25 protein-coding genes are annotated in these 25,373 nt (G+C 70.6%); 18 read left to right on the top strand and 7 right to left on the bottom strand.

Annotated features, from left to right (window positions below):
* Positions 1 to 59 precede the first annotated feature (59 nt).
* The 4 genes from ACLBYB_RS19125 to ACLBYB_RS19110 form a co-directional block, all read right to left on the bottom strand.
* Positions 60 to 1,052, bottom strand: a complete 993-nt coding sequence (locus tag ACLBYB_RS19125; RefSeq protein ID WP_100252447.1) for a nickel/cobalt transporter — start codon at positions 1,050 to 1,052, stop codon at positions 60 to 62.
* Positions 1,043 to 1,717, bottom strand: coding sequence for a DUF1007 family protein (locus ACLBYB_RS19120; RefSeq protein WP_091927041.1), 675 nt, complete (start codon positions 1,715 to 1,717; stop codon positions 1,043 to 1,045). The genes ACLBYB_RS19125 and ACLBYB_RS19120 overlap by 10 nt, the downstream gene beginning before the upstream one ends.
* A 111-nt stretch (positions 1,718 to 1,828) precedes the next feature.
* Positions 1,829 to 2,734 (bottom strand): amino acid ABC transporter substrate-binding protein, encoded by a 906-nt coding sequence (locus ACLBYB_RS19115; RefSeq protein ID WP_447699691.1) that lies wholly within the window; start codon positions 2,732 to 2,734, stop codon positions 1,829 to 1,831.
* A gap of 124 nt (positions 2,735 to 2,858) precedes the next feature.
* Positions 2,859 to 4,139 (bottom strand): dicarboxylate/amino acid:cation symporter, encoded by a 1,281-nt coding sequence (locus ACLBYB_RS19110; protein ID WP_026605096.1) that lies wholly within the window; start codon positions 4,137 to 4,139, stop codon positions 2,859 to 2,861.
* Between the two features lie 242 nt (positions 4,140 to 4,381).
* On the opposite strand from ACLBYB_RS19110, the gene ACLBYB_RS19105 reads away from it, so the two are divergent.
* The 10 genes from ACLBYB_RS19105 to ACLBYB_RS19060 all read left to right on the top strand — a co-directional run bounded on the left by ACLBYB_RS19105 (position 4,382) and on the right by ACLBYB_RS19060 (position 13,846).
* A complete protein-coding gene (locus ACLBYB_RS19105) occupies positions 4,382 to 5,299 on the top strand; it encodes a branched-chain amino acid ABC transporter permease (RefSeq protein ID WP_020094234.1) in 918 nt (305 codons plus the stop codon).
* A complete protein-coding gene (gene livM, locus ACLBYB_RS19100) occupies positions 5,299 to 6,693 on the top strand; it encodes a high-affinity branched-chain amino acid ABC transporter permease LivM (RefSeq protein ID WP_447699690.1) in 1,395 nt (464 codons plus the stop codon). The genes ACLBYB_RS19105 and livM overlap by 1 nt, the downstream gene beginning before the upstream one ends.
* Positions 6,693 to 7,583, top strand: coding sequence for an ABC transporter ATP-binding protein (locus ACLBYB_RS19095; RefSeq protein ID WP_056533897.1), 891 nt, complete (start codon positions 6,693 to 6,695; stop codon positions 7,581 to 7,583). Before livM ends, ACLBYB_RS19095 begins: the two co-directional genes overlap by 1 nt.
* Complete coding sequence (locus tag ACLBYB_RS19090) at positions 7,580 to 8,377, top strand: ABC transporter ATP-binding protein (RefSeq protein ID WP_447699689.1); 798 nt, start codon at positions 7,580 to 7,582, stop codon at positions 8,375 to 8,377. The genes ACLBYB_RS19095 and ACLBYB_RS19090 overlap by 4 nt, the downstream gene beginning before the upstream one ends.
* Positions 8,378 to 8,549: 172 nt before the next feature.
* Positions 8,550 to 8,918, top strand: a complete 369-nt coding sequence (locus ACLBYB_RS19085) for a DUF6867 family protein (protein ID WP_026605095.1) — start codon at positions 8,550 to 8,552, stop codon at positions 8,916 to 8,918.
* Positions 8,919 to 8,967: 49 nt separating this feature from the next.
* Entirely contained in the window at positions 8,968 to 10,089 is a 1,122-nt protein-coding gene (locus ACLBYB_RS19080) for a branched-chain amino acid ABC transporter substrate-binding protein (RefSeq protein ID WP_447699688.1), read from the top strand.
* 391 nt (positions 10,090 to 10,480) lie between these two features.
* On the top strand, positions 10,481 to 11,404 hold the full coding sequence (locus tag ACLBYB_RS19075; RefSeq protein WP_447699687.1) for an amino acid ABC transporter substrate-binding protein: 924 nt from the start codon (positions 10,481 to 10,483) through the stop codon (positions 11,402 to 11,404).
* A gap of 89 nt (positions 11,405 to 11,493) precedes the next feature.
* On the top strand, positions 11,494 to 12,216 hold the full coding sequence (locus ACLBYB_RS19070; protein ID WP_100252439.1) for an amino acid ABC transporter permease: 723 nt from the start codon (positions 11,494 to 11,496) through the stop codon (positions 12,214 to 12,216).
* 56 nt (positions 12,217 to 12,272) lie between these two features.
* Positions 12,273 to 12,965, top strand: a complete 693-nt coding sequence (locus tag ACLBYB_RS19065; RefSeq protein ID WP_100252438.1) for an amino acid ABC transporter permease — start codon at positions 12,273 to 12,275, stop codon at positions 12,963 to 12,965.
* A 152-nt stretch (positions 12,966 to 13,117) separates the two neighbouring features.
* On the top strand, positions 13,118 to 13,846 hold the full coding sequence (locus ACLBYB_RS19060) for an amino acid ABC transporter ATP-binding protein (protein ID WP_447699701.1): 729 nt from the start codon (positions 13,118 to 13,120) through the stop codon (positions 13,844 to 13,846).
* A gap of 10 nt (positions 13,847 to 13,856) precedes the next feature.
* Here ACLBYB_RS19060 and ACLBYB_RS19055 read toward each other — a convergent pair whose 3' ends face one another.
* Positions 13,857 to 14,876, bottom strand: a complete 1,020-nt coding sequence (locus tag ACLBYB_RS19055; RefSeq protein WP_020094224.1) for a gamma carbonic anhydrase family protein — start codon at positions 14,874 to 14,876, stop codon at positions 13,857 to 13,859.
* Positions 14,877 to 15,043: 167 nt separating this feature from the next.
* Between ACLBYB_RS19055 and ACLBYB_RS19050 the strand changes: the two genes are divergently transcribed.
* Positions 15,044 to 15,511, top strand: coding sequence for a molybdenum cofactor biosynthesis protein MoaE (locus ACLBYB_RS19050; protein WP_447699686.1), 468 nt, complete (start codon positions 15,044 to 15,046; stop codon positions 15,509 to 15,511).
* 220 nt (positions 15,512 to 15,731) lie between these two features.
* Positions 15,732 to 16,877 carry an AI-2E family transporter gene (locus ACLBYB_RS19045; RefSeq protein WP_447699685.1) on the top strand — a complete coding sequence of 382 codons (1,146 nt, stop codon included), beginning with the start codon at positions 15,732 to 15,734 and terminating at the stop codon, positions 16,875 to 16,877.
* A 42-nt stretch (positions 16,878 to 16,919) separates the two neighbouring features.
* On the opposite strand, the gene ACLBYB_RS19040 is transcribed toward ACLBYB_RS19045, so the two are convergent.
* Entirely contained in the window at positions 16,920 to 18,152 is a 1,233-nt protein-coding gene (locus tag ACLBYB_RS19040; RefSeq protein WP_447699684.1) for an amidase, read from the bottom strand.
* A gap of 111 nt (positions 18,153 to 18,263) precedes the next feature.
* Here ACLBYB_RS19040 and ACLBYB_RS19035 point away from each other — a divergent pair, with 111 nt between their 5' ends.
* From ACLBYB_RS19035 to ACLBYB_RS19015, 5 genes are all read left to right on the top strand, one after another.
* Positions 18,264 to 19,250, top strand: coding sequence for an extensin family protein (locus tag ACLBYB_RS19035; protein WP_447699683.1), 987 nt, complete (start codon positions 18,264 to 18,266; stop codon positions 19,248 to 19,250).
* A 185-nt stretch (positions 19,251 to 19,435) separates the two neighbouring features.
* Positions 19,436 to 19,897: a hypothetical protein gene (locus ACLBYB_RS19030; RefSeq protein WP_020094218.1), complete on the top strand. Its 462-nt coding sequence runs from the start codon at positions 19,436 to 19,438 to the stop codon at positions 19,895 to 19,897.
* A gap of 2 nt (positions 19,898 to 19,899) precedes the next feature.
* Positions 19,900 to 20,574 (top strand): ribonuclease T2 family protein, encoded by a 675-nt coding sequence (locus tag ACLBYB_RS19025; protein WP_020094217.1) that lies wholly within the window; start codon positions 19,900 to 19,902, stop codon positions 20,572 to 20,574.
* 66 nt (positions 20,575 to 20,640) lie between these two features.
* Positions 20,641 to 21,489 carry a 23S rRNA (adenine(2030)-N(6))-methyltransferase RlmJ gene (locus ACLBYB_RS19020; RefSeq protein WP_447699682.1) on the top strand — a complete coding sequence of 283 codons (849 nt, stop codon included), beginning with the start codon at positions 20,641 to 20,643 and terminating at the stop codon, positions 21,487 to 21,489.
* Between the two features lie 223 nt (positions 21,490 to 21,712).
* Positions 21,713 to 22,990 carry a porin gene (locus ACLBYB_RS19015; RefSeq protein ID WP_020094215.1) on the top strand — a complete coding sequence of 426 codons (1,278 nt, stop codon included), beginning with the start codon at positions 21,713 to 21,715 and terminating at the stop codon, positions 22,988 to 22,990.
* Between the two features lie 108 nt (positions 22,991 to 23,098).
* On the opposite strand, the gene ACLBYB_RS19010 is transcribed toward ACLBYB_RS19015, so the two are convergent.
* On the bottom strand, positions 23,099 to 23,638 hold the full coding sequence (locus ACLBYB_RS19010) for a GNAT family N-acetyltransferase (RefSeq protein ID WP_447699681.1): 540 nt from the start codon (positions 23,636 to 23,638) through the stop codon (positions 23,099 to 23,101).
* A 191-nt stretch (positions 23,639 to 23,829) separates the two neighbouring features.
* Between ACLBYB_RS19010 and ACLBYB_RS19005 the strand changes: the two genes are divergently transcribed.
* The gene (locus tag ACLBYB_RS19005) at positions 23,830 to 25,320 is read left to right on the top strand and encodes a peptidoglycan DD-metalloendopeptidase family protein (protein WP_447699680.1); all 1,491 of its coding nucleotides are present in this window, start codon (positions 23,830 to 23,832) and stop codon (positions 25,318 to 25,320) included.
* Positions 25,321 to 25,373: the final 53 nt, after the last annotated feature.

The raw sequence follows: 25,373 nt of genomic DNA, 5'->3' as shown, positions 1-25,373 counted from the left end.
GCGCGCGCTCCGTCTCGGTCGCGCAGCGTGGCACGCCGCGCCCCGGAAGGCGAGGCCCTTCAGCCGCCGAGGCCCGGGGCGAGGCCCGAGAGCATCGCGGCGCCCAGGACCAGCACGAAGGCGGCGGCGACGAGTTCGAGGCCACCGAGCGCCAGGAGTCCGGCCTGTCCCCGTCCGCCCGCGAGGCGCAGCGCCATCCGCTTGGCGAAGACCGCGAGGCAGGCCAGGGCCGTCGTGGTCAGCGCGGTGCCGAGCGCCATCGCCAGGACCGCCAGCACGCCCGCGCCGGGCACGCCCTGCGACACCGCGAAGACGAGGACCAGCACGGCGCCGGCGCAGGGGCGTGTCCCGGCCGCCAGCACCACCCCGGCCCGCTCGCGCCACGTGTCGAGAGTGTCGAGGGCCTGCGGTTCCGGCAGGTGGCTGCAGCCCGGGCCGCAGCCCGCGCCGAGATTGGCGAGGCGACCGGCCTTGCGCCACGTCAGGACCAGCCCGATCAGGGCGACGAGGGCGAAGCTCACGGTCTCGATCAGGGTGCCGGCCCGGGTGATGCTCGCCGCCGTGGCGTTGAGGACCAGCGTGCCGAGGCCGACGATCGCCCCGGCCACGCAGGCCTGGAGCAGCGCGGCGCAGACGCTCAGCGCGGCGCCGCGCCGGAGCGCCCGCTCCCCCGCCAGGATGTAGCCGGCGATCACCGCCTTGCCGTGGCCCGGGCCGGCGGCGTGGAACACGCCGTACGCGAAGGCGAGGCCGATCAGCGGGGTCCAGCTGCCGCCGCCCCGCAGCGCGCTCACCGCGGCGTTGAGGCTGCGGGAGAAGCTCGCCTGCAGCGCCAGGATGACGCCGCCGAGACCCGTGGCGGCCGGCGCGGCCTCGCGGAAGCCGATCCCGAAGGGCGAGCGCGGCGGCGGCGCGGCGAGGCCGGGCGCGACCAGCCACGCGATCGCGGCCGCGAGCAGCGCGGCCAGCGCGATGGCCGCGGCCATGAGGCCGAGCCTCAGCCCCAGCCGTCCCGCCCCGGCGGGGGCGACGATCCCGATGCCTACGGACATGCCACGAGAACCCGGCTGGCGAACTGCACCCCGTAGGTCGAGGCGGCGGTGAGCGCCTCGAAGAAGGCCTCGGTCATGCCCGGCGACCCGGCATCGGCCGTCTTCGGCTGCTCGGTCTTCGGCCGGGTGACCGTGGCGGCGCAGCCCTGGGGCGCACCCGCGAGGGTGGCGGCGTCCGCGCCCTCGGCGAACGAGAAGGCGACGAAGTAGGTCGGGTCGTAGACCTCCAGCGCGGCGACCCCCCGCCCCTGCTGGACCGGGGTCTTCAGGGGCAGCAGGAAGGTCATGACCAGCGCCCGGTCGTCCATGTGCGCCGCCGGCTCCTTCGGATCGCCGAAGGCCTGCTCCTTGCCGCCGACCTTCAGCTTCGTGAAGTAGCCGAACTCGGCGAGGTTGGCGGTGTTCTCGGCGGCGAGCCCGGCGAGCTCCTCCGGGCTGAGCTTGCCGTCCTTGTTGGTATCGAGGCCCTGCGTGACGAAGGCCGTATACTCGGGATCGAAGCTCCACGTGTCGCGGACGCCGACGAGCTTGCCGTCCGCGTAGACGAGCTGCGCCTTGGCGGTCACCCAGACGTGCGGGTGGGCGGAGGCCGCCGAGGCGGCGCAGCCGAGGGCGGCGGCCAGCGCCAGGGCGAGCGGTTTCGGGCAGGGCGCGGCGATCAGCATGGACGGTGGCACGCTCGCGGCGGGAGGGAAGCGATCAGGTCGCGTCTTCCTCGCGTGCCGGTTGGGCGAAAGCGAGGCGCCGTCCGGTCGTCGCGCCTGTCCCCGCGCCGGTCACTCGCCCCCGTCGAGACCCATCAGCTGGAAGCTGACCCGCAGGTCGTTCGACATCGGGATGTCCAGGCGTTCGCCGTTGGGCAGGCGCTTGAGGAACCAGCGCTCGTAGGTCCAGCGCAGCGCCCGCGACTCGGCGAGCCGCGTGAAGGTCTGCTGCACGAGGCCGGCGAGTTCCGGATCGTCCTTGCGGAACATGATGCCGTAGGGCTCGTAGGAGAGCTTGTCGGGCAGCACCGTGTAGTTCGCCCCGTCCTTCGCGTCCGTGGCGATCAGCCCGTAGAGCAGCACGTCGTCGGTGGCGAAGGCGTCGGCCTTGCCGGCCTTGACCATCGCGTAGGAGGCGGCGTGGTCGGGCGCCGTCACCACCTGCGCGTCGATCTTCAGGCGGACGAACTGGTCGCGCACGGCCTTCTCGTTGGTGGTGCCGGCCGTGACCACCACGATCTTCCCGCCGAGATCCCGGTAGGAGGCGATGCCCGATCCGCGCTTCACCAGCAGCTGCGTCGCGCTGATGTAGTCCACGGGCGAGAACGCGACCTGCTTGCGGCGCTCGGCATTGGCGGTGGTCGAGCCGCATTCGAGGTCGATCTTGCCGGCGGTCACCGCCGCGATGCGCGTCTCGGCGGTGACCGGCTCGTAGCGGATCTTCACCGGCCGGCCGATCGCCGCCTGGACGTCGTCGGCGATCTCGTTGCAGAGGTCGATGGCGTAGCCGATCGGTCGGGGGCTCCCGTCCGACTGCTTGCCCTCCACGAAGGAGAACGGCACCGAGCTCTCCCGGTAGCCGAGGACGATCTCTCCGCGCTCGGCGACGCTCCTGAGTGTCCCGGTGAGCACCTCGACGGCGGAGGCGGGCGTCGCCGCCAGCGCCAGCGCCAGAACCGCGACGAGCCGCATCGTCATCACTCCGCCTCCGAAGGGCACCGAACAAGCCACGCCGCGATTCAGGGCACCCGTGAGAGCGCTCATGAGAGCGGCCGTCCTGCGCCCGCCATCGCGGCGCGCGCAGATTTCCCCGGACCGGCCCCTACTCCGCGGGCGAGGCCACCGTGCCGACATGGTCGAGGCGCTGGTCGGTGGTGCTGAGCTGGCCCTCCCACTTGGCGACCGCCACGGTGGCGACGCTGTTGCCGAGCACGTTGGTGGCCGACCGGCCCATGTCGAGGAACTGGTCGATCCCGATGATCAGCAGCAGCCCGGCCTCCGGGATGTTGAAGTGCGACAGCGTCGCCGAGATCACCACCAGCGAGGCGCGCGGCACGCCGGCCATGCCCTTCGAGGTCACCATCAGCAGGAGCAGCATCGTGAGCTGCTGGCCCCAGCTCAGCGGGATGTTGTAGGCCTGCGCGATGAACATCACCGCGAAGGTGCAGTACATCATCGAGCCGTCGAGATTGAACGAGTAGCCCATCGGCAGCACGAACGAGGTGATCCGGTTCGGCACCCCGAACTTCTCCAGGTTCGAGAGCATCTTGGGGTAGGCGGCCTCGCTCGACGCCGTCGAGAAGGCCAGCACGAAGGGCTCCTTGATCAGGTTGAACAGGCGCATGATGCCGCCGCCCCCGAGCAGCAGGAAGCCGACGCCCATCAGCAGCGTCCAGAGCACGCCGAGGCTGATGTAGAACTCCACGAGGAACTTGCCGTAGGTCACGAGCACGCCGATGCCCTGCGTGGTGATCGTCGCCGCGATGGCGGCGAACACCGCCACGGGGGCGAACATCATCACGTAGCCCGTCACCTTGAGCATGACGTCGGCGATGCCCTCGATGCCCTGCGCGAGCAGGCGGCCCTTCTCGCCGAGGGCGGCGAGGCCCACGCCGAAGAAGATCGAGAAGACCACAATCTGCAGGATCTCGTTGTTGGCCATCGCCTCGACAGCGCTCTTCGGCACGAGGTGCGTCACGAACTCCTTGAGCGAGAGCGAGGCCGCCTTGAGCCCGGTGCCGGCCCCGGCATCGGGCAGCGGCAGGTTCAGGTTGTGGCCGGGCTGCATCAGGTTGACCATGATGAGGCCGAGCATCAGAGAGCAGAACGAGGCGCCGACGAACCAGAGCAGCGCCTTGCCGCCGACCCGGCCGACGGAGGCGGTATCCCCGAGATGGGCGATGCCGACGACCAGCGTGGAGAAGACCAGCGGCGCGATGATCATCTTGATCAGGCGGAGGAACACGTCGGAGACCAGCGCGATGTAGCCGGCGATCTCCTTGGCGGTCTGCGGATCGGGCCAGGTGATGCTGCAGGCGTAGCCCACGGCGATGCCGAGGAGCATGCCGATGAAGATCATCGTCGTGAGTCGCGACCCTGCCATCGGTACTGCTCCTCGCCTGGGCCCGGGATGATCGAGCATTGCAATTCGTTAACGTGTCGCAGGAACTGCGCCACACGCAAGCCCGGCCAGGGGGCGTTACTGGCGTGGTCGACTGTTTTCACGCGACGCTCGGGCGGCGATGAAACCGGTGGCCGGTGTGCTACGGCTGCGGTACGAGACTTGCCCCGCCAAGCTGCCTGCGCTCTCCGTAGGCGGCCCAAGCAACCTGCGCGCGAGAGTTCATGGACGTCTTCGTACAGCAGCTCATCAACGGGCTGACGCTCGGCTCGATCTACGGCCTGATCGCGATCGGCTACACGATGGTGTTCGGCATCATCGGCATGGTGAACTTCGCCCACGGCGACGTCTTCATGGTCTCCTGCTTCATCGCGCTCATCACCTTCCTGCTGCTGACGGTCTGGCTCGGGGTCAGCTCCATCGCGCTGGCTTTCCTGGTGGTGCTGGTGGTCGCCATGGTGCTGACCGCCCTGTGGGGCTGGGCGATCGAGCGGGTGGCCTACCGGCCGCTGCGCGGCTCGTTCCGCCTCGCGCCGCTGATCTCGGCGATCGGCGTCTCGATCTTCCTGTCGAACTTCGTGCAGGTCGTGCAGGGCGCGCGCAACAAGCCGACCCCGCCGATGCTGTCGGGCGGCATCACGCTGTTCGAGCGCGACGGCTACGCGGTGTTCCTGGCCTGGAAGCAGGTGCTGATCATGGCGGTGACCGCCGTGCTGCTCACCGGCTTCTGGTACCTCGTGCAGCGCACGCCCTTCGGCCGGGCGCAGCGCGCCTGCGAGCAGGACCGCAAGATGGCGGCGCTGCTCGGCATCGACGTGGACCGCACGATCTCGCTGACCTTCGTGCTCGGCGCCGCGCTCGCGGCCGTCGCGGGCGTCCTCTACCTCATGTACTACGGCGTCGTGTCCTTCTCGGACGGGTTCGTGCCCGGCGTGAAGGCGTTCACGGCGGCGGTGCTCGGCGGCATCGGCTCGCTGCCCGGCGCCGTGCTCGGCGGCCTGATCATAGGCCTGATCGAGACCTTCTGGTCGGCCTATTTCTCCATCGAGTACAAGGACGTCGCCGCCTTCTCGATCCTGGCGATCGTGCTGATCTTCATGCCGTCGGGCATCCTGGGCCGGCCCGAGGTCGAGAAAGTCTGATGGCCGCCTCGCAGAACGCTCTCCCCGGCTCCGCGATGGCCGGCATCCTGCGCGACGCCGCCTTCTATGCCCTCGTCACCTTCGGCCTCTGCGTCCCGATCATCGCCTACCGGACCGATCCCGGGCCTGGGAGCGAGCTGGTGCTCGTGCCGCGCTGGGGGCTGGTGGCGGCGCTCTGCGCGGCGATCTTCGTGCTGCGCCTCGTCCAGCGCCTCGTGCTGCTGCGCCGCGACGCGCGGCGGGCGCTGACCCCCTCCCCGGCCCAGGCCACCGAGGCGGTGCACGGCGAGCCCGATGCCGGGCAGAAGACCTCGAAGGTCGGTCTCTGGCTGTTCATCTTCGTCGCGCTGACCCTGCCGATGATCTCCGCGCTGGCGACCGGCGGCCTGTCCTCGGCCCGCTACTGGATCGACCTCGGCATCCTGATCCTGACCTACGTCATGCTCGGCTGGGGCCTGAACATCGTGGTCGGCCTCGCGGGCCTGCTCGACCTCGGCTACGTCGCCTTCTACGCGGTCGGGGCCTATTCCTACGCGCTGCTGTCGACGACCTTCGGCCTGTCGTTCTGGGTCTGCCTGCCGCTGGCGGGCCTGTTCGCCGGCCTGTGGGGCATGATCCTCGGCTTCCCGGTGCTGCGCCTGCGCGGCGACTACCTCGCCATCGTCACCCTGGCCTTCGGCGAGATCATCCGCCTGGTCCTGATCAACTGGACCGACGTCACCGGCGGCGGGGCCGGCATCTCGTCGATCCCGCGGGCGACCTTCTTCGGCATCCCGTTCACGGCGGGCGAGGGCGGGTTCGCCGCCACCTTCGGCATCCCGTACGACTCGATGCACCGGCTGATCTTCCTGTACTACCTGATCCTCGGGCTGGCCCTGATCACCAACTTCGTCACCCTGCGCCTGCGCCGCCTGCCGATCGGGCGGGCCTGGGAGGCCCTGCGCGAGGACGAGATCGCCTGCCGCTCGCTCGGCATCGACACCACCGCCACGAAGCTCACGGCCTTCGCGCTGGGCGCGGCCTTCGGGGGCTTCGCCGGCTCGTTCTTCGCCGTGCGCCAGGGCTTCATCAGCCCGGAGAGCTTCAACTTCCTGGAGAGCGCCATCATCCTGGCGATCGTCGTCCTCGGCGGCATGGGCAGCCAGGTTGGCGTCGCGATCGCCGCGGTGGCGATGGTCGGCGGGCCAGAGATGCTGCGCAACCTCGGGTTCCTGAAGGCCGTGTTCGGCGAGGGCTTCGACCCGAGCGAGTACCGGCTGCTGCTGTTCGGGCTCGCCATGGTCGCCATGATGGTCTGGCGGCCGCGCGGCCTGATCTCGGAGCGGATGCCGTCCGTGTCGCTCGGCCAGCGGCGCGCGGTCTCGGGCGCCCATGTCAGCGAGGGGCACGGCTGATGGCGACGTCCCCCCTCCCTCCGCCGGTGCTCACGGTCGAGCACTTGACCATGCGGTTCGGCGGCCTCACCGCCGTCTCCGACCTGTCCTTCGAGGCGCGCCGCGGCGACATCACCGCGCTGATCGGCCCGAACGGGGCCGGCAAGACCACGGTGTTCAACTGCATCACCGGCTTCTACAAGCCCACCGAGGGCATGCTGACGCTGGCCCACGCCGACGGCACGGCGCACCTGCTGGAGCGGCTTCCGAACCACAAGGTGAACCGCACCGCGCGGGTTGCCCGCACCTTCCAGAACATCCGCCTGTTCCAGGGCATGACCGTTCTGGAGAACCTGCTCGTCGCCCAGCACGCGCCGCTGATGCGGGCCTCGGGCTACACGATCCTCGGGCTGCTCGGCCTCAAGACCTACCGGGACGCGCAGGCCGCGGCGATCGAGCGGGCCAAGGCCTGGCTCGAGCGCATCGACCTGATGAAGCGGGCGGATGATCCGGCGGGCGCCCTGCCCTACGGCGCGCAGCGGCGCCTGGAGATCGCCCGGGCGATGTGCACCGACCCGGTGCTGCTCTGCCTCGACGAGCCGGCGGCCGGCCTCAACCCGCGGGAATCGGCCGAGCTGAACGGCCTCCTGCGCCACATCCGCGACGAGCACGACACCTCGGTGCTGCTGATCGAGCACGACATGTCGGTGGTGATGGAGATCTCCGACCACGTGGTCGTGCTCGATTACGGCGTGAAGATCGCCGACGGCTCCCCCGCCGATGTGCGGGCCGACCCGAAGGTGATCGCCGCCTATCTCGGCGTCGAGGACGAGGAGGTCGAGGCCGTGGAGGCCGAGGTCGGGATCACCGTGCCGCACGGGGACGCGGCGCACACGGGAGCGTCGGCATGAGCGTCGCCGGCATCAACGTCCTCGTCGAGGAGACGCGGGCGATCCAGGCGGGACGGAAGCCGCCGCTCCTCGCGGTGCGCGACGTCTCGACCTATTACGGCAGCGTCGCGGCCCTGCGCGGGGTCGACCTCGACGTGGCCGAGGGCGAGATCGTCACGCTGATCGGCGCCAACGGCGCCGGCAAGTCGACCCTGATGATGACGATCTTCGGCAGCCCCCAGGCGCGCTCGGGGACGATCACCTACGACGGCCGCGACATCACCCGGATGCCGACCCACGCGATCGCCCGGCTCGGCATCGCCCAGTCGCCGGAGGGGCGCCGGGTCTTCCCGCGCATGACCGTCTACGAGAACCTCCAGATGGGCGCCGCGCTCCATGACGGGCGCTTCTTCGCCGAGGATCTGGAGAAGGTCTGCACCCTGTTCCCGCGGGTGAAGGAGCGCCTCAACCAGCGCGCCGGCACCATGTCGGGCGGCGAGCAGCAGATGCTGGCCATCGCCCGGGCGCTGATGAGCCGCCCGCGGCTGCTGCTGCTCGACGAGCCGTCGCTCGGCCTCGCGCCGCTCGTGGTGAAGGGCATCTTCGACGCGATCCGGGAGCTGAACCGGACCGACGGCATGACGATCTTCCTCGTCGAGCAGAACGCCTACCACGCCCTCAAGCTCGCCCATCGCGGCTACGTGCTGGTCAACGGGCGGGTCACGATGAGCGGGACGGGTCGGGCGCTGCTCGACGATCCGAACGTCCAGGCCGCCTACCTGGAGGGGGGGCATGCCGGCCCGGTCGGGGCATGATGCCGTTTTCGGTTGAAGCCATTGGCATCCCCGTCTTTGCGAGCGGAGCGAAGCAATCCAGGGCGGCGCCCCACCTTTCGAGGCTGCGCTCCCCTGGGTCACCTCGCTGCGCTCGCGATGACGGCGAGGGGCGCGTTAACCGAAGCAATCGACCGGACATCACATGAGCGTGCTGCAGGGGATCCTGTACGAGGAGCCGTCGGCCTGGCTGTTCCTGCTGGTGACCGTCGTGATGGGCGGGTGGGCCGGATGGATGGCCGCCCGCGGCATCGCCCGGGGCTGGCGGCCGTTCTGGCAATGCGCCCTGGCGCTGCTTCTGGTGGCAGCCGCCGTGCGCTTCATTCACTACGCCCTGTTTTCGGGCACCCTGCTGTCGCTGCACTACTATGCGGTCGACGCGGTCATCGTCATGATCATCGGCGCTGCGGGCTTCCGCTACACGCGGACGCGCCAGATGACGAGCCAGTACCGCTGGCTCTACGAGAAGACCTCACCGCTGACATGGCGCGCACGGGCGCCCGCGGCCGGCGAGGTCCGATGAGTGCGGCCGGATCCGCACGTGCGGTCCTGACACTTAGGGGAAGTACGCGATGAGATCGATTCTGCTGGCCGGGCTCGCCCTCGGCGCGATGGCGGCGGCCGCCCAGGCCGCCGAGGTGAAGCTCGGCGTCGCCGCGCCGATCACCGGCAACAGCGCCGCCATCGGCGCGCAGCTCAAGAACGGCGCGAGCCAGGCGGTCGAGGACCTCAACAAGGCCGGCACGCTGAAGGGCACGACGCTGACCGTCACGGTCGGCGACGACGCCTCCGACCCGAAGCAGGGCGTCTCGGTGGCCAACAAGTTCGCCAGCGACGGCGTGAAGATGGTCGTCGGCGACTACAACTCGGGCGTGTCGATCCCGGCCTCCGACGTCTACCTGGACGCCGGCATCATCCAGGTCACGCCGGCCTCCACGAACGTGAAGTTCACCGAGCGCGGGATGTGGAACACGTTCCGCACCTGCGGCCGCGACGACCAGCAGGGTGCCGTCGCCGGCACGTACCTGGCCGATCACTTCAAGGGCAAGAAGGTCGCCTTCGTCCACGACAAGACCCCCTACGGAAAGGGGCTGGCCGACGAGACGCTGAAGGCCTTCAAGGCCAAGGGCGGCAAGGAGGTCATGTCCGAGGGCATCAACCCGGGCGAGAAGGACTACTCGGCGCTCGTCTCCAAGCTGAAGTCCGCCAACGTCGACGTCGTCTATTTCGGTGGCTACTACACCGAGGCCGGGCTGATCCTGCGCCAGATGCGCGATCAGGGCCTGAAGGCGCCGATGATGGGCGGCGACGGCATGGTCGATCGCGAGCTGGTCGCGATCGCCGGTCCCGCGGCCGAGGGCACGCTGACCACCTTCCCGCCGGACGCCCGCAAGAATCCGAACGCCAAGGCGGCGCTCGCCGCCTTCAAGGCCAAGAACATCGATCCCGAGGGCTACACGCTCTACTCCTACGCGGCCGTGCAGGTCCTGGCCAAGGCGATGGCCGAGACAGGCTCCAGCGACGGCAAGAAGCTCGCCGAATGGCTGCACCAGGGCAAGCCGGTGGACACGGTGGTCGGCCCGATCGCCTACGACAAGAAGGGCGACATCACCCGGCCCGACTACGTCATGTACGAGTGGAAGAAGGGACCCGACGGCAAGATCGACTACAGCGGCAATGAGCTGACGAAGTAAGCCGCGGTCACGAACCGGGATTTCAGTCCGACGCCGCCTCCCGATACCGCGGGGGGCGGCGTCGTCGTTTTCTATACCGTGGATTCGTCAGCTTTCCGGGCGGATCCGTCCTCCGCACCGCGTGCGTACGCCTAAGAAGTGTGCATGATGCCGCCGGCGCGAGCGTGAGGCCGGCTCAGCGCTTGGGAGGAGGCCATGAGGACGGCAGGGACCGCATCTGCGGACGTGCGCAGAGGCTTGGCCGCAACTTGTCCGTACTCAGCCGCAGGCTCGCGCGGCGCATCGCGCTTTCTCCCGGCACCATCATTGCAAAGGCGTCGCCCGAGCGGGCGGGCCCGCGTACCCCGCCGCCGGCCGATGTCGTTCGGCCCGATCCAGGAGTTCCGTACCGATGCAGTCTGATATCGCTCGCCGCGGCGCCGCCGCGGCGCTGGGCCTGACCCTCGTCCTCGCTCCGATGAGCGTCGGGGCGCAGGAGCTGACCGGCACCCTCAAGAAGGTGAAGGACGCCAACGCCATCGTCATCGGCTACCGCGACGCCTCCGTGCCGTTCTCGTATCTCGGCGCCGATCAGAAGCCGATCGGCTACGCGATGGACATCTGCTACAAGATCGCCGACGCCGTGAAGGCCAAGCTCAACCTCCCGAACCTCGAGGTGAAGCTCAACCCGGTCACCTCCGCCACCCGCATCCCGCTGATGGCGAACGGCACGATCGATCTCGAGTGCGGCTCGACCACCAACAACGCCGAGCGCGAGAAGCAGGTGTGGTTCACCAACTCGCACTTCCTGACCGCGACCCGCTACGTCTCGAAGAAGTCGGCCAACCTGCACACGATCGAGGACCTGAAGGGCAAGACCGTCGTGTCGACCTCGGGCACCACGAACATCAAGCAGATCAACGAGGCCAACACGGAGCGCAAGCTCGGCCTGACGATCCTGCCGGCCAAGGACCACGCCGAGGCGTTCCTGATGGTCGAGACCGGCCGCGCCGCCGCCTTCGTGATGGATGACGTGCTGCTCGCCTCGCTCGCCGCCTCGTCGAAGGACCCCTCCGCCTACGAGATCTCCACCGAGGCCCTGTCGAAGCCCGAGCCCTACGGCATCATGCTCCGCAAGGACGACACGGAGTTCAAGAAGGTCGCGGACGACGCTACCGCCAAGCTCTACACGAGCCCCGAGGGCAAGGCCCTCTACGAGAAGTGGTTCACCCAGCCGATCCCGCCGCGCAACATCAATCTCAACCTGCCGATGAGCGCGGAGATGAAGAAGCAGTTCACGACCCCGATCTCGAGCCCCGATCCGGCGGCCTACTGAGACCCGTTCGGTCCGGTTTCATGCCATGATGCGCATCGCGGGCTCCGGCCCGCGGTGCGTCTCTATAAGTTCAAAGTAGAAGCGGCGCGATGAACTACAACTGGAACTGGCGGATCTTCTTCGACGCCTCGCCGGAGGGCAACGGCACGTATCTCGACATGCTGCTCTCGGGGCTCATGTGGACGATCACGACCGCGCTCTGCTCCTGGGTGATCGCCTTCTTCCTGGGCTCCCTGATCGGCGTGATGCGCACCCTGCCGTCGAAGCCCGCGAACGCGATCGGCACGGCCTATGTCGAGCTGTTCCGCAACGTGCCGCTGCTGGTGCAGATGTTCCTCTGGTACTTCGTGCTGCCCGAAGTGGTCCCGACCCGGATCGGCGACGCGATCAAGCAATTGCCGGACGCGCCGTTCTACACGGCGGTGGTCTGCCTCGGCTTCTTCACCGCGTCGCGCGTGGCCGAGCAGGTCCGCGCCGGCATCCAGTCGCTGCCGCGGGGCCAGCGCATGGCCGGCACTGCCATGGGCTTCACGACCTATCAGACCTACCGCTACGTGCTGCTGCCCAACGCCTACCGGATCATCCTGCCGCCGATGACCTCGGAATTTCTCAACAATCTCAAGAACACGTCGGTGGCGCTGACCATCGGCCTGCTGGAACTGACCGCCCGGGCCCGCTCGATGCAGGAATTCTCGTTCCAGGTGTTCGAGGCCTTCACGGCCGCGACGATCCTCTACGTGATCATCAACCTCGTGGTCGTCACGGCGGCGACCTTCCTGGAGAAGGCGGTCGCCATCCCCGGCCAGCGCTGAGGGCCGCCCGCTTCCGCTCCGCCACCCCGCCCGACGGCCACCGGTAACAGGCCCCGATGCTCTCGAATTTCGACTTCTCCGTCATCGTCTCGTCCCTGCCCTACCTGTTCGGTCAGGGCATGGTCTTCACCGTGACGCTCACCGCCATGGCCGCCGTGGGCGGCGTCATCATCGGCACGCTGCTGGCGATGGCGCGGCTCTCGGGCATTCCCGGCCTGTGGCACGTCGCCAAGGGCTACGTCGAGCTCTGCCGCTCGCTGCCGCTGGTTCTGGTGATCTTCTGGTTCTACTTCCTGGTGCCGTATATCGGCGCCTACCTGACCGGATCCTCGACGCCGATCCAGGTCGGCGCCTTCCCGTCGGCCCTGATCACCTTCATGGCCTTCGAGGCGGCCTACTTCTCGGAGATCATGCGCGCCGGCATCCAGTCGATCCCGAAGGGTCAGACGGCCGCCGCCCAGGCCCTCGGGATGAACTACTGGCAGACCATGGGCAACGTGATCCTGCCCCAGGCCTTCCGCAACATGCTGCCGCTGCTGCTGACCCAGACCATCATCCTGTTCCAGGACACGTCGCTGGTCTACGTGCTCTCGCTCACCGACTTCATGGGCGCCGCCTCGAAGGTCGCCCAGCGCGACGGCCGTCTCGTCGAGATGTATGTCTTCGCCGCCGTGGTCTATTTTGCGATCTGCTTCTCGGCCTCGTACCTCGTGCGCCGCCTGCAGCGCCGCGTGGCCATCATCCGCTGACCGACACTGGAGACCGTGTCATGACCTCGTCCCCGATGCCGGCCCCCACCGCCGCCGAACCCGTCGCCGATGCCAGCCACGCGCCGAAGGATGCCGGCCTGCAGCCGGGCAGCCTGATCTCCGGCGCCCAGGCGGTGGCCCCCGGCGAGACGATGATCGCCATCGACAACATCAGCAAATGGTACGGCGACTTCCAGGTGCTGACGAACTGCAGCACCCAGGTCGCCAAGGGCGAGGTCGTGGTCGTCTGCGGCCCCTCGGGCTCGGGCAAGTCGACCCTGATCAAGTGCGTCAACGCCCTGGAGCCCTTCCAGAAGGGCCAGATCACGGTGGCCGGCACGAAGGTCGCCGACAGGGCCACCAACCTGCCGAAGCTCCGCTCGCGGGTCGGCATGGTGTTCCAGCACTTCGAGCTGTTCCCGCACCTGTCGATCACCGACAACCTCACCATCGCCCAGCGCAAGGTGCTCGGCCGCAGCGCCGAGGACGCGAAGAAGCGCGGCCTCGACCTGCTCGCCCGCGTCGGTCTGGGCGCCCACGCGAACAAGTTCCCGGGGCAGCTCTCGGGCGGTCAGCAGCAGCGCGTGGCCATCGCCCGGGCGCTCGCCATGAACCCGGTGGTGATGCTGTTCGACGAGCCGACCTCGGCGCTGGACCCCGAGATGGTCGGCGAGGTGCTCGACGTGATGGTGGAGCTCGCCAAGGAGGGCATGACCATGATGGTCGTGACCCACGAGATGGGCTTCGCCCGCAAGGTCGCCGACCGGGTGATCTTCATGGATCGCGGCGAGATCGTCGAGGACGCCCGGAAGGACGAGTTCTTCGGCAGCCCCCGCTCCGAGCGCGCGCAGACCTTCTTGTCGAAGATCCTGCAGCACTGACGGCGGGCCGTCAGGCCAGCGCCTCCTGCGCGGCCCGGTATTCCCGGCCGTGCCGGCAGTAGCCCTCGACGATGCGGATCATCATCGCCCGCTTCTCGGCGTCGAGGGGGCCCAGGATGCGGGCGGGGCGGCCGCCCCAGAGGTAGCCGGCCTCCAGGATCTGCCCGGGATCGGTGGTGGCCCCGGCCGCCAGCATGACGTCGTCGGCGATGAGGGTGCCGGCCGCGATCGTCGCGCCGATGCCGATCAGCGCCCGCGCCCCGATCCGGCAATCGGCGATCCGGACGTTGTGGGCGATGGTCGTGTCCCGCCCGATTACCACCCCGTCCGCCCGGGTGCGGATCACCGTGTTGTCCTGGATGTTGGTGTCCGCGCCGACCACGATCGGTCCGACTTCCGCGTTGAGGTCGCAGCAGAACAGCACGCTCGCGCCGGCGCCGAGGCTCACCCGTCCGCGCAGGCGGGCGGTGCGCGCCACGAAGACGCTGTCCTCGACCTCCAGCGCCTCCCCGGCCGGGAGCGCGGGCCCGTCGCCCATCCGCTCGCGCAACCGCTCGGCCCGCTCGGCGACCTCGTCGGATCCGATCGCGCGGCTGGGGCGGGCCGGGCTGCCCGCGTAGGCGAAGCCGCCGGGCAGCGTCGCCCGGGGGAAGACCGTCGCGCCGGCCTCGAGGACCGCGCCGTCGCCGACCTCGGCGCCGTCGAGGATCACCACGTCGTCCTCGACGACGACGTCGGAGCCGAGCGTGCAGGCGTGGACCACGCTATTGCGCCCGACCGTGACCCGGTCGCCGCACCGGGTGCCGTGCGTCGCGGTGGCGATGTGCACCGTCGAGCGGTGGCCGAGCCAGAAGCGGTCGCCGAGGGTGACGGTCTGGCCGTCCGCGCGAATCACCGCTTCGTCGCCGATCCAGGCCTGCGCGCCGATCCGGGCGGCGCCGATCACCGTGCTGCCGCGGCCGCACCAGACGGGGCGACTGGCGAAGTCCGGCTGCTCGCCGTCGTAGGGCAGGATCAGGTCGGGGGTCACGCGGGTATCCTTCTCCAGCGCCGTCCGGAGCGCGCGGGGACATCCGGACGATGGCGGGCCGCGCGCCGGGCCGGCAGGGCGCGACGGACCGTGTCATATAGAGGCGGGACCGGGTGTGACAGGGACGGGGCTGGTCCGCGAAGCCGGGGACTCCTATGGATCGGGCCATGAGCGCCCCCGTCCCGAGCGTCGGCATCCAGGCCGAGCCCTTCGACACCGCGGCCGAGATCGCCGGCCTGAGCGCCGCGCTGGGCGGCCGGGCCGGCGCCGTCGTGACCTTCACCGGCCTGTGCCGCGACGAGGGCGGCCGGCTGACCGCCCTCGAGCTGGAGCACTACCCCGGCATGGCCGAGGCCGAGATCCGGCGCGTCGCCGACGAGGCGATGGCGCGCTGGCCGCTCCAGGCCCTGCGGGTGATCCACCGGCACGGCATGGTCCGTCCGGGCGACGGCATCGTGCTGGTAGTCACCGCCGCCAGCCACCGGGTCGCGGCGTTCGAGGCCGCGGACTTCCTGATGGACTACCTCAAGACCCGCGCCCCGTTCTGGAAGCGCGAGCACCTCGCCGACGGCACGACCGGCGGCTGGGTCGAGGCGGCGGCCCACGACGAGGCCGCGGCCGGCCGCTGGGCCTGATGGCCGTGCCCGGGGTCGCGCTCAGGCTGCCCCAGGGCGCTCGACGATCGGTGCGGCTCCCGGCTCCCGACTGCCGGAGCCTGCGGTCCGGCGACGTGCGCGGACGACGCGCGGACGACGCGCGGACGCGCATCCCCACCCCGGATTGCACAGAAGCCGGCCGGCGGACTTGACCCATGAGAGCCCGCGGCGTTCGTGAGCCCGCGGTTTAGGAGCGACGATGTCGGACAGCAGCCTTCAGGAACTGGACGGTCCCGTCGGGCCCTGGCGCGGGGCCGCACCGCTCGCGGTCTCCGGGATCGCCGTCGTGTGCTTCGTGGCGGCGCTGGCCCTGGCCTGGATGTCGGCCGGCACGCTCCTGCTCATCTTCGCCGGGGTGCTCCTCGGCGTGTTCCTCGACGGCCTGACCCGCGGGCTCGGCCGCGTCCTGCCGCTCCCGCGCGGCTTGCGGCTGTCCCTCGCCAGCGTGGCGGTCGCGGTCGCGGTGATCGGCTTCGGGAGCTACGGCGGCGCCACCATCGTCCAGCAGGGCCGGGACCTCGGGACGACGATCAAGGATCAGGCCGGAACCGTCACGGGCTGGCTGTCGGAGCGCGGCATCGACGTGCCGAGCCTCGCACCGCAGGGCGGTGGCAAGGACGGCTCGACCGATTCGGGCCAGCGTGAGGGGGGGCTCGGCGGCCTCGCGAACGGACTCCTGAAGGGCAGCAGCTCGATCGTCTCGGATGCCGGCAGCGTCCTCGGACCGGCCGCGGCCGTGATCCTCGGCCTGTTCGACGCCCTCGGCAACCTCCTGGTGATCGCCTTCCTGGGTCTCGCCTTCGCGGCCGACCCGAAGGCCTACCGGGACGGCGTGGTCCGGTTCGTGCCGCCGGCGAAGCGCTGGCGCGCCAGCCAGGTCCTCGACGGGGCCGGCGAGACCCTCCGCCACTGGCTGTTCGGCCAGCTGATCATCATGGCGGTGATCTTCCTGTGCACCTGGGCCGGCCTCGCCTTCCTGGGTATCGGCGGCGCGCTGATCCTCGGCCTGCAGGCTGGCCTGCTCGCCTTCGTGCCCACGGTCGGGCCGCTGGTGGCGGGCCTCGTCATCGTCCTGGCCGCCCTGGCCTCGGGCACGAAGGCGGTGATCGGCGCGATCGGCGTCTATCTCGCGGTCCAGTGCCTGGAGAGCTACGGCCTGACGCCCTTCATCCAGAAGCGGGCGCTCGACATCCCGCCGGCCACGATCTTCGCCGGCCAGCTGATCCTGGGCGTGATCTTCGGGCTCTGGGGCATCGCCCTCGCCCTGCCGCTGATGGCGGTGATCAAGGTCCTGCTGGAGCAGCTCTACGTGGAGGACACGCTCCACGAGCAGCCGAGCAGCTGAGCGCCCCGGCCGCCCGCGCCGTCGACGGGCGCGGGCGGCCGGTCAGCCGCGCAGCGCGGCCTCGATCATCCGGGCGACCGCCAGGGCCCGGCCGTCGTCGCCGAAACGGCCGATCACCTGGACGCCCACCGGCAGGCGGTGGCCGGGCACCGGCACGTTCACGCAGGGCACGCCCATCAGCGTCCACAGCTGGTTGAAGCGCGGGTCGCCCGTCGAGGCCAGGGTGGCGGGCGCCGGACCCGGCGCCGAGAAGGTCAGGATCGCGTCGTAATCGGCGAAGAGGCCCTTCAGCACCCGGCGGGCGTGATGGCCGTGGCGGCGCCCGTCATCGTACTGGGCCGGGCTGATCGTCGCCCCGTCATCGAGATGGGCGCGGGTGCGCGGCGGCAGCGCGTCGGCCTGCGTGTCGTACTCCCAGGCCAGCGCCAGCCGACCCTCGTAGTTCTGGATGAGGCGGTGGCGTTCCCAGGCCTGCGCCAGCTCGGTCGGCAGGGCGAGGTCGCTCACCCGCGCCCCGGACCGCTCGGCCGCCTGCCGGGCGCGGGTGAGCGCCGCCTCGGCCTCCGGCTCGGGGGCGCCGGCGAAGTCCTGCCGCACCACGGCGATGCGCGGCGCCGAGCCCCCCTCCGCCCGCTCGATCTCCGGCCGCCCGGTGACGAGCGCGAGGGCGTGGGCGACGTCCGCGACCCCGGCGGCGAACAGCCCGATCGTGTCGAGGGCCCACGAGTAGGTCTTCACGCCGACCGTGGGGATCAGCCGGAACGACGGCTTCATCGCCGCGCAGCCGCAGAAGCTCGCGGGCCGGATCACCGAGCCCGCCGTCTGCGTGCCCAGGGCCAGCGGCAGCATCCCGGCGCCGACGGCGGCGGCCGAGCCCGCCGAGGAGCCCCCCGGCGTGTGGCCGGGATCGTGCGGGTTGACCGTCTCGGTCGGATCGCTGCTGGCGAAGGCCGTGGTGGTGGTCTTGGCGAGGGCGACGGCACCGAGCTGCTTCAGCCGGCTCACGACCGCGGCGTCGCCCCGGGGCTTCCAGCCCGCGTAGATCGGCGAGCCCATCTGGGTCGGCAGGCCCGCGCTGTCGATGATGTCCTTCACGCCGACCGCGATGCCGGCGAGCGGCCCGGTCTCGGGGATCGCCGGCGCCGCGTCGAGGGTGACCAGCGCGCGCAGGTCCGGCTCCCGCGCGGCGATCGCGGCGCGGCACAGGTCGATCGCGCCCGCGGGCGTCAGGGTGCCGGCTTCGATGCGGGCGCGGAGGTCGAGAAGCGAGAGCATAATGCATTCAGTCCGCGGTCCGCGGCGCTGTCAACCGAGACGCCACAGCCGACGGCATTCCCGAAACGCCGTTGACGAACGCTTTACGCGACCGTGCGCATCGTCCGGGTCATGTGGCGTGGCGTATCCCTGTTCTCGGCCCTTGCGCTGTTCGGTGCGGGCCTCACCGCGTGCTCGATCAATCATTTCGAGCGACGTGAACCGTGGCGCGATCAGGCGGAGCAGGTCTGCCTGGCCAAGAAGCTCGTCGAGCCCTCGGAGTACATCACGCCCATCGCGGCGATGGATGGCCCGGGGCCGTGCGGCATGCAGCAGCCCTTCCGGGTGACGCGGCTCGGCGGCGGCTCCGTCCTGCTGAAGCAGCGGATGACGCTGGGCTGCCCGGCGCTGGCCGAGGCCGAGGCGTGGCTCGCCGACACGATCCAGCCGGCCGCCAACCTCTACTTCGGCGTGCCGGTGGCCGAGATCAACGCCGGCTCCTATTCCTGCCGCGGCCGCAACAACCAGCCTGGCGCCAAGCTCTCCGAGCACGGTTTCGGGAACGCGATCGACGTCATGTCGATCAAGCTCGCCGACGGCCACGTGATCACCGTCAAGGGCGGCTGGCGCGGCACGGAGGCCGAGCAGGGCTTCCTGCGCGAGATCTTCCTGGGCGCCTGCCAGCGCTTCACCACCGTGCTGGCGCCCGGCTCGAACGTGTTCCACTACGATCACATCCACGTCGATCTCGCACGGCACGACCCGCGCGGTCTGCGCCGGATCTGCAAGCCGCTGATCAAGTTCACGCCGCAGCTCGGGGCCGAGCGGCCGCTGAGCCGCCCGATCCCGCCGCAGCGCCAGCCCGCCGGCCCTCAGGCGCCGGTGGACGTCGAGGAGGACGATCCCTACGGCGTGTCGCCGATGTCGAAGGCCGGGAGCGCGACCCAGGTCGCCCGTGCGCCCGCCCGGCCCCTCGACCGTCCGGCCGCGGCCTCGGCCTACACCGCGACGGCGCCCGTGCGGCCGGCACCGCGGGTCGCCGCCCACGACGAGCCCGCGCAGGAGTACGACGAGCCGCTGCAACTCGGCGCGCCGCCGAGCGCGGAGCCGATCTACTGAGAGACGGGCGCGACCCGCGGCACCCGCGCCGGGCGCCGCTCCCGCGCCGCACCCCAAGCGGGACTGTAGCGGCCGCGCCGCACAGGCCGGCAAAGCGCCGGGGCGGGACTGCCGGAGCTTGACTGGCGGCGCGGCGAAGCCATCGTTCGCGGATGCAGGATCGCACATCCGTCGAGGCACGCGCCATGCGCCCGGTTCTTCACGGCTTCGCCCTCGGGCTGGCCCTTCTCGCCCTGGCCCAGCCGGCGCTCGCCCGGTCGGCCCGGGAGGACATCGAGCCCGCCGAGGAGCGGATCTTCCCGTTCGACGCGCAGATCCCGGGCTGCCAGGACCCGTCGGTGCTGGAGCGGGTCTCGACCAACTTCGCCGAGAAGGAGGCGAAGTTCTGGAACTCGTCGATGACGATCCTGTCCTTCGACACGATCGAGCGCACCGCGTGGCGGCCCTGGGGCCTCGACACCTATCCGCGCCGGTTCTGCACCGCGACCGTGACCACCTCCGACGGGGTCCGCCGCAAGGTCGACTACTCGGTGCGCGAGAGCCTCGGGATCATCGGCGCGACCTGGGGCGTCGAGTTCTGCATCCACGGCCTCGACCGCGACCTCTCCTACGCCTACGCCACGGCCTGCCGGATGGCGCGTCCCTGACCATGCGCGGGCGCGCCGCCGGCCTCGCGGGCCTGCTCCTCGCCGGGTCGGCCGCCGCCCCGGCCGCCGCCCAGGATTACGGCGGCTTCGCCCGGCGCGGCGCGCCCGGCGACTTCGACTTCTACGTCCTCGCCCTGTCGTGGTCGCCGACCTACTGCGCGGGGCCGGGCGCCCGCCGGGACGACGTCCAGTGCGCCCCCGGACGCGGCCTGGGCTTCGTCGTCCACGGCCTGTGGCCGCAATACGCGAGCGGGTACCCGCAGAACTGCTCGGCGGTGAACCGCGCCCCGACCCGGCAGGCCATGGAGGTCGCCGGGCAGGTCTACCCGAGCGAGGGTCTCGCCCGGTACGAGTGGCGCAAGCACGGCACCTGCTCGGGTCTCGATCCCGCCGCCTACTTCGCGGCCGCCCGCACGGCGCGGCTCGCGGTGACGATCCCCGACGGGCTCAAGGGCGGCGCCCCGCCGCAGACCCTCGCGCCGATCGAGATCGCCCGGCAGTTCGTGGCGGCCAATCGCGGCCTGCGCCCCGACATGATGGCGGTCACCTGCACCCGCGGGCAGCTGCAGGAGGTCCGGATCTGCTTCGGCAAGGACCTGCGCGGCTTCACACCCTGCCCCGAGGTCGCCCGCGGCAATTGCCGCGCGCCCGAGGTGAGCCTCGACGCCGCGCGCTGAGTTTTTTCCGCCTTTCGCGCGCCGGCCCCTGGACCCGGCGCCCGGGATCGGCTTCAGCGCGCTGCCATGAACTATCGGCACGCCTTCCACGCCGGCAACCACGCCGACGTCCTCAAGCACCTCGTCCTGGCGCGGGTGCTCGACCACCTGCGCCTCAAGGACAAGCCGTTCCGGGCGCTGGACGCCTTCGCGGGGCTCGGCGTCTACGATCTCGAGGCCGACGAGGCGGCCCGCACCGGCGAGTGGCGGGACGGCTGGGGCCGGATGGGGGCGCCCTTCGCGCCGGAGGTGGAGGCGCTGCTGGCGCCCTACCGCGCCGCGGTGGCGGCGGTGCGGGCGCGCCACGGTGACACCGCCTATCCGGGCTCGCCGGCCGTGATCCGGGAGGCGCTCCGCCCCGGCGACAAGGGCGTGTTCGTCGAGCTGCACCCGGCGGACGCCGCGACCCTGCAGGGGCGCTACGCCCGCGATCCCCGCACCAAGGTCATGAACCTCGACGGCTGGACCGCGATCAACGCGCAGATCCCGCCGCCGGAGCGGCGCGGCCTCGTGCTGATCGACCCGCCCTACGAGGTGCCCGGCGAGATCGAGCGCCTCGGCGCCCATCTCGCCCGTGCGGTGGCGAAGTGGCCGACCGGCCTGTTCCTGGCCTGGTACCCGATCAAGGACGCCGCGGCCCTCGACCGGATGGTCCGCGACCTCGGGGCCGCCCTGCCCCGCCCCGCCCTGCGGCTCGACCTGCTGATCGACCGGCCGGACGACCCGACGCGGCTGACCGGCAGCGGCCTGATCGTCGTCAACCCGCCCTGGCGCCTCGCCGATGAGGCGATGCTGTTCCTGCCGGCGCTCGCAGAACGTCTGGCCCGGCAGGACTTCGGAGGGTTTCGCTGCGATCCGATCGGCCCAGCCGCCTGACTCGTTAGAATTGGGGCGCCGCGCGGAAGACCTCCGGGCCTGCGCGGAAGGAAAAGGTCGGGGTTCCGATACAATTGTGGCGGCAAAGTCACATTTCCGCATCGAACGTGAGCAGCGATACGGAACTGCCCAAAAATTATGCAACTGCTCTATGTTTGATTTTGTGTCAATCGCACCGCGATGTCAGCTTGGCCGTCGACGAACCCGAACGAGCTGCGACACCATGCTGAAGCGATCCACCCTGGCCGGACTGGCCACCGTGCTGCTGTCCTCGACCAGCATCCTCGCGGCCGACCTGTCGGCCCCGGCGCCGGTTCCGGTCGCGCCCCCCGCCGAGCCCTGCAAGGCCACGCTCCTCGGCCCGGCCTACGGCGGCGTGATCAAGGCCAACCCGAATCCGAGTTGCTTCTCGGCCGGACCGCTCGGCGACCTCTACGTGGGCGGCGCCATCACCGGCTACGGCTACACCCAGTCGAACCCGTTCGCGTCGTTCTCGACCCCGGCGGCGCCCAACGACCGCGACCGCGCGGCCCGGTTCGACTTCTCGAACGTGCAGGGCATCATCCAGAAGCCCGAGGGCGCGTTCCAGTTCTACATCCAGGCCGGCGGCTACTCGATCCCGCAGCTCGGCTTCCCCACCCTCAGCACCTTCACCCAGACCGACCTCCTGTTCGGCCCGGTCCCGGTCGCCTACGGCAAGATCCAGATCAACGATGAATGGTCGGTCCAGGGCGGCCGGATGTTCACCATGATCGGCACCGAGCTGCTGTTCACCTACCAGAACCTGAACATCAACCGCGGCCTCCTGTTCGTGCAGGAGAACTTCATCAACCAGGGCGTGCAGGTCAACTACAGCAGCGGGCCGCTCTCGGTGTCGGTCGCCGGCACGGACGGGTTCTTCTCCAACGAGATCTCGTGGTTCACCGGCAACGTCGCCTACAAGCTCGACGACTACAACACGATCGGCGTCAACGGCGGTCTGAACCTCGGCCGGACCAACGCCCTCGACCGCAGCCCGCGCTACCAGTTCGCGACGCCGAACCTCCAGCAGAACAGCGGCATCTTCAACATCAACTACACTTACGCGAACGGCCCGTGGATCATCTCGCCGTACTTCCAGTTCACCAACGTCGAGCGTGACCTGCGCGTCGGCATCGCCAACTCGGCATCGACCTACGGTGGGGCGCTGCTGGCGGCCTACTCCTTCACCGACAACTTCGCCCTGGCCGGCCGCGTCGAGTACACCGAGCAGACGGGCGTCCGCGGGTCGGGCGGCACCAACCTGCTGGGCTTCGGCGCCGGCAGCAACGCCTTCTCGGTGACGGTCACGCCGACCTTCACCTTCGACCGCTACTTCTTCCGGGTGGAGTACGCCCACGTCGAACTCGGCGGGATCACCCGCGGCAACCTCGCGGAGGGCACGCTCGGCACCGGCTTCGGCCGCACCGGAAACCGCACCTCGCAGGACCGCTACATGGTCGAGACCGGCATCACCTTCTGATCGGACCGTCCGGTCCGCTTCAGGAAACGGGTCGTCCTCGAGCCCCCGGCCTCCGGTCCGGGGGCTTTCTCGTGGCCGCGCACGTCGGTGCCGGCCCGATCCCGGGCGTCAGTCCCGCCTGAGCAGGCGCCGGCCCGGCCGATGGCCCTCCTCGCCGGTGTCGCGGAAGCCGAGCTTCTCCAGAAGGCCCCAGGAGGCGACGTTGGCGGGGCGGCACTCCGCCACGACGACGCGCGCCGGGAAGCGCCCGCCGAGGAGCCCGAGGATCGCCGAGACGGCCTCGTAGGCGTAGCCGCGCCCGCGGGCGGCGCCGCCGACCCAGTACCCGATCTCGATCGTGCCGGCGCCGCGCAGATGCGTGCCGAAGACGCCGACGAGCGCGCGCCCGGGCGGATCGGGCGCGCCGTCCCGCGTCCAGGCGCCGAGGAAGCAGTCCCGGCCCCGGGCGCAGCTGCGAATCAGATCCTCGGCATCCTGCAGGGTGAACGGCGTCGGCAGGAAATCCACCGCCGCGGTGATGGCCGGATCGTCGGTGAGCGCGCGGACGGCCGGCGCGTCGGCAGGCCGGAGGGCGGCGATCGCGAGGCGCGCCGTCTCGAGCGCGGGCAGGTCGGCCAGGGTGTCGCGCGCGCTGCGGATGGTAAACATGGATGCGATGTGGGGTGCCGGCCGGTTACGAAAAGGGACGATCCCGCGAGCGGGAATCATCCTGTGGGCCGCGCGAAAACCTTGCACCTACCTTCGCTCCAGGGTCGCAGACCGTCGGAACGGGAACGGTTGCTTAACCTGAATCCGTCTTCATTGGCGCATCAGGTTGCGTCAGGCAAACGGGTGCGTCGATGCGGGTGCGCGGTACGGGTCAGATGTTGCGGACGCTGTCGCGCGTCGCGCTCATCGGCATCATCGGCGGTGCGGCTGCCGCCTGTTCGTCGGACGCGTCGCGTCTGACGAACCCGTTCTCGAACCCGTTCGACTCGGAACCCTCCGCGACCGGCAGCCTGCCGGACGGGAGCCTCAAGTCTGTCCCGCCGGTTCGGACGGGCCGCATCCAGTCGGAGGCGCTCGGCGCCCCCGCCGCCGCGCGGCCCTCCGCCGCCGCGACGCCGGTCCAGACCAACGCCGCCCCCCCCGCGACCCGCGTCGCATCGACCGGCAAGGTCGGCTGGAGCGCCGAGGGCGGCACGCAGATCACCGTGTCGCGCAACGACAGCCTGAACCAGATGTCGACCCGCTTCGGCGTGCCCGCTTCGGCGATCCTGGCCGCCAACGGCCTGAGCAACGCGAACCAGATCACGCCCGGCCGCCAGATCGTGATCCCGGTCTACAACGCCTCCGGGCTGAACCCCGCCGCGTCCCCGATGACCGCCCGGCCGGCCCGGGCCGCCGAGGAGAAGCGCGAGGACGCCAAGCAGGTCGAGAACAAGATCGCGACCAAGCGCGAGGAGGCCAAGGAAGCCGCCAAGGAGGCCGCCCAGAAGCTGGCCGAGGCGAAGGCCGCCAAGGAGGCCGCGCAGAAGGCCGCCGCCGTTGAGGAGGCGGAGCGCAAGGAGGCACTCGCCCGCGACGCCGCCGCCCGCAAGGTCGCCGACGCCAAGACCCGCAAGGACGTCGCCCTGAAGGAGGGCGAGAAGCCGAAGCACGTGCGCCCGGGACAGGTCTCCAAGGCGGACGAGAAGAAGGCCGACGAGAAGAAGGCGGATCCGAAGGCCGAGGCCAAGGCGAAGGCCGAGGCGAAGGCTCAGGAGGCCAAGGCCGAGGCGAAGGCCGCCGCGAAGGCGGAGGCCGCCCAGAAGCTGGCCGAGGCGAAGGCCGCCAAGGAAGCCGCCCAGAAGGCCGCCAAGGAGGCTGCCGCCGCCGAGAAGGTCGAGAAGGTCGCCGCCAAGGAGGCGCCGAAGGCGGCCCCGGTCGCTGCCGCGCCGGCCAAGCCCGAGCCCGCCGCCACCGGCTCCGTGGCCGAGGCGACGGAGAACTTCCGCTGGCCCGCCAAGGGCCGGGTGATCTCCGGCTACGGCACCTCCGGCAACGAGGGCATCAACATCGCCGTGCCGGAGGGTACTCCGGTCAAGGCCGCCGAGGAGGGCACGGTCGCCTATGCCGGCTCCGACGTGAAGGGCTACGGCAAGCTGGTCCTCGTGCGCCACGCCAACGGCTACGTCTCGGCCTACGCCCATAACGGCGAGATCGACGTGAAGCCCGGCGAGAAGGTCAAGCGCGGCCAGACCATCGCGAAGTCCGGCGCCTCCGGAAACGTGACCTCGCCGCAGCTGCACTTCGAGATCCGCAAGGGCGGCGCGCCCGTGGATCCGATGTCCCAGCTCGCCAGCAACTGAGACGGACCGCGCGGGGCCGAGGCCGGCCCGCGCGGCACCGAACGAGACGGCAA

This window comes from Methylobacterium sp. D54C (assembly GCF_053345595.1).
Note: the sequence above shows the minus strand (reverse complement) of the source record. Positions and strands in the feature narration are given on the sequence as shown.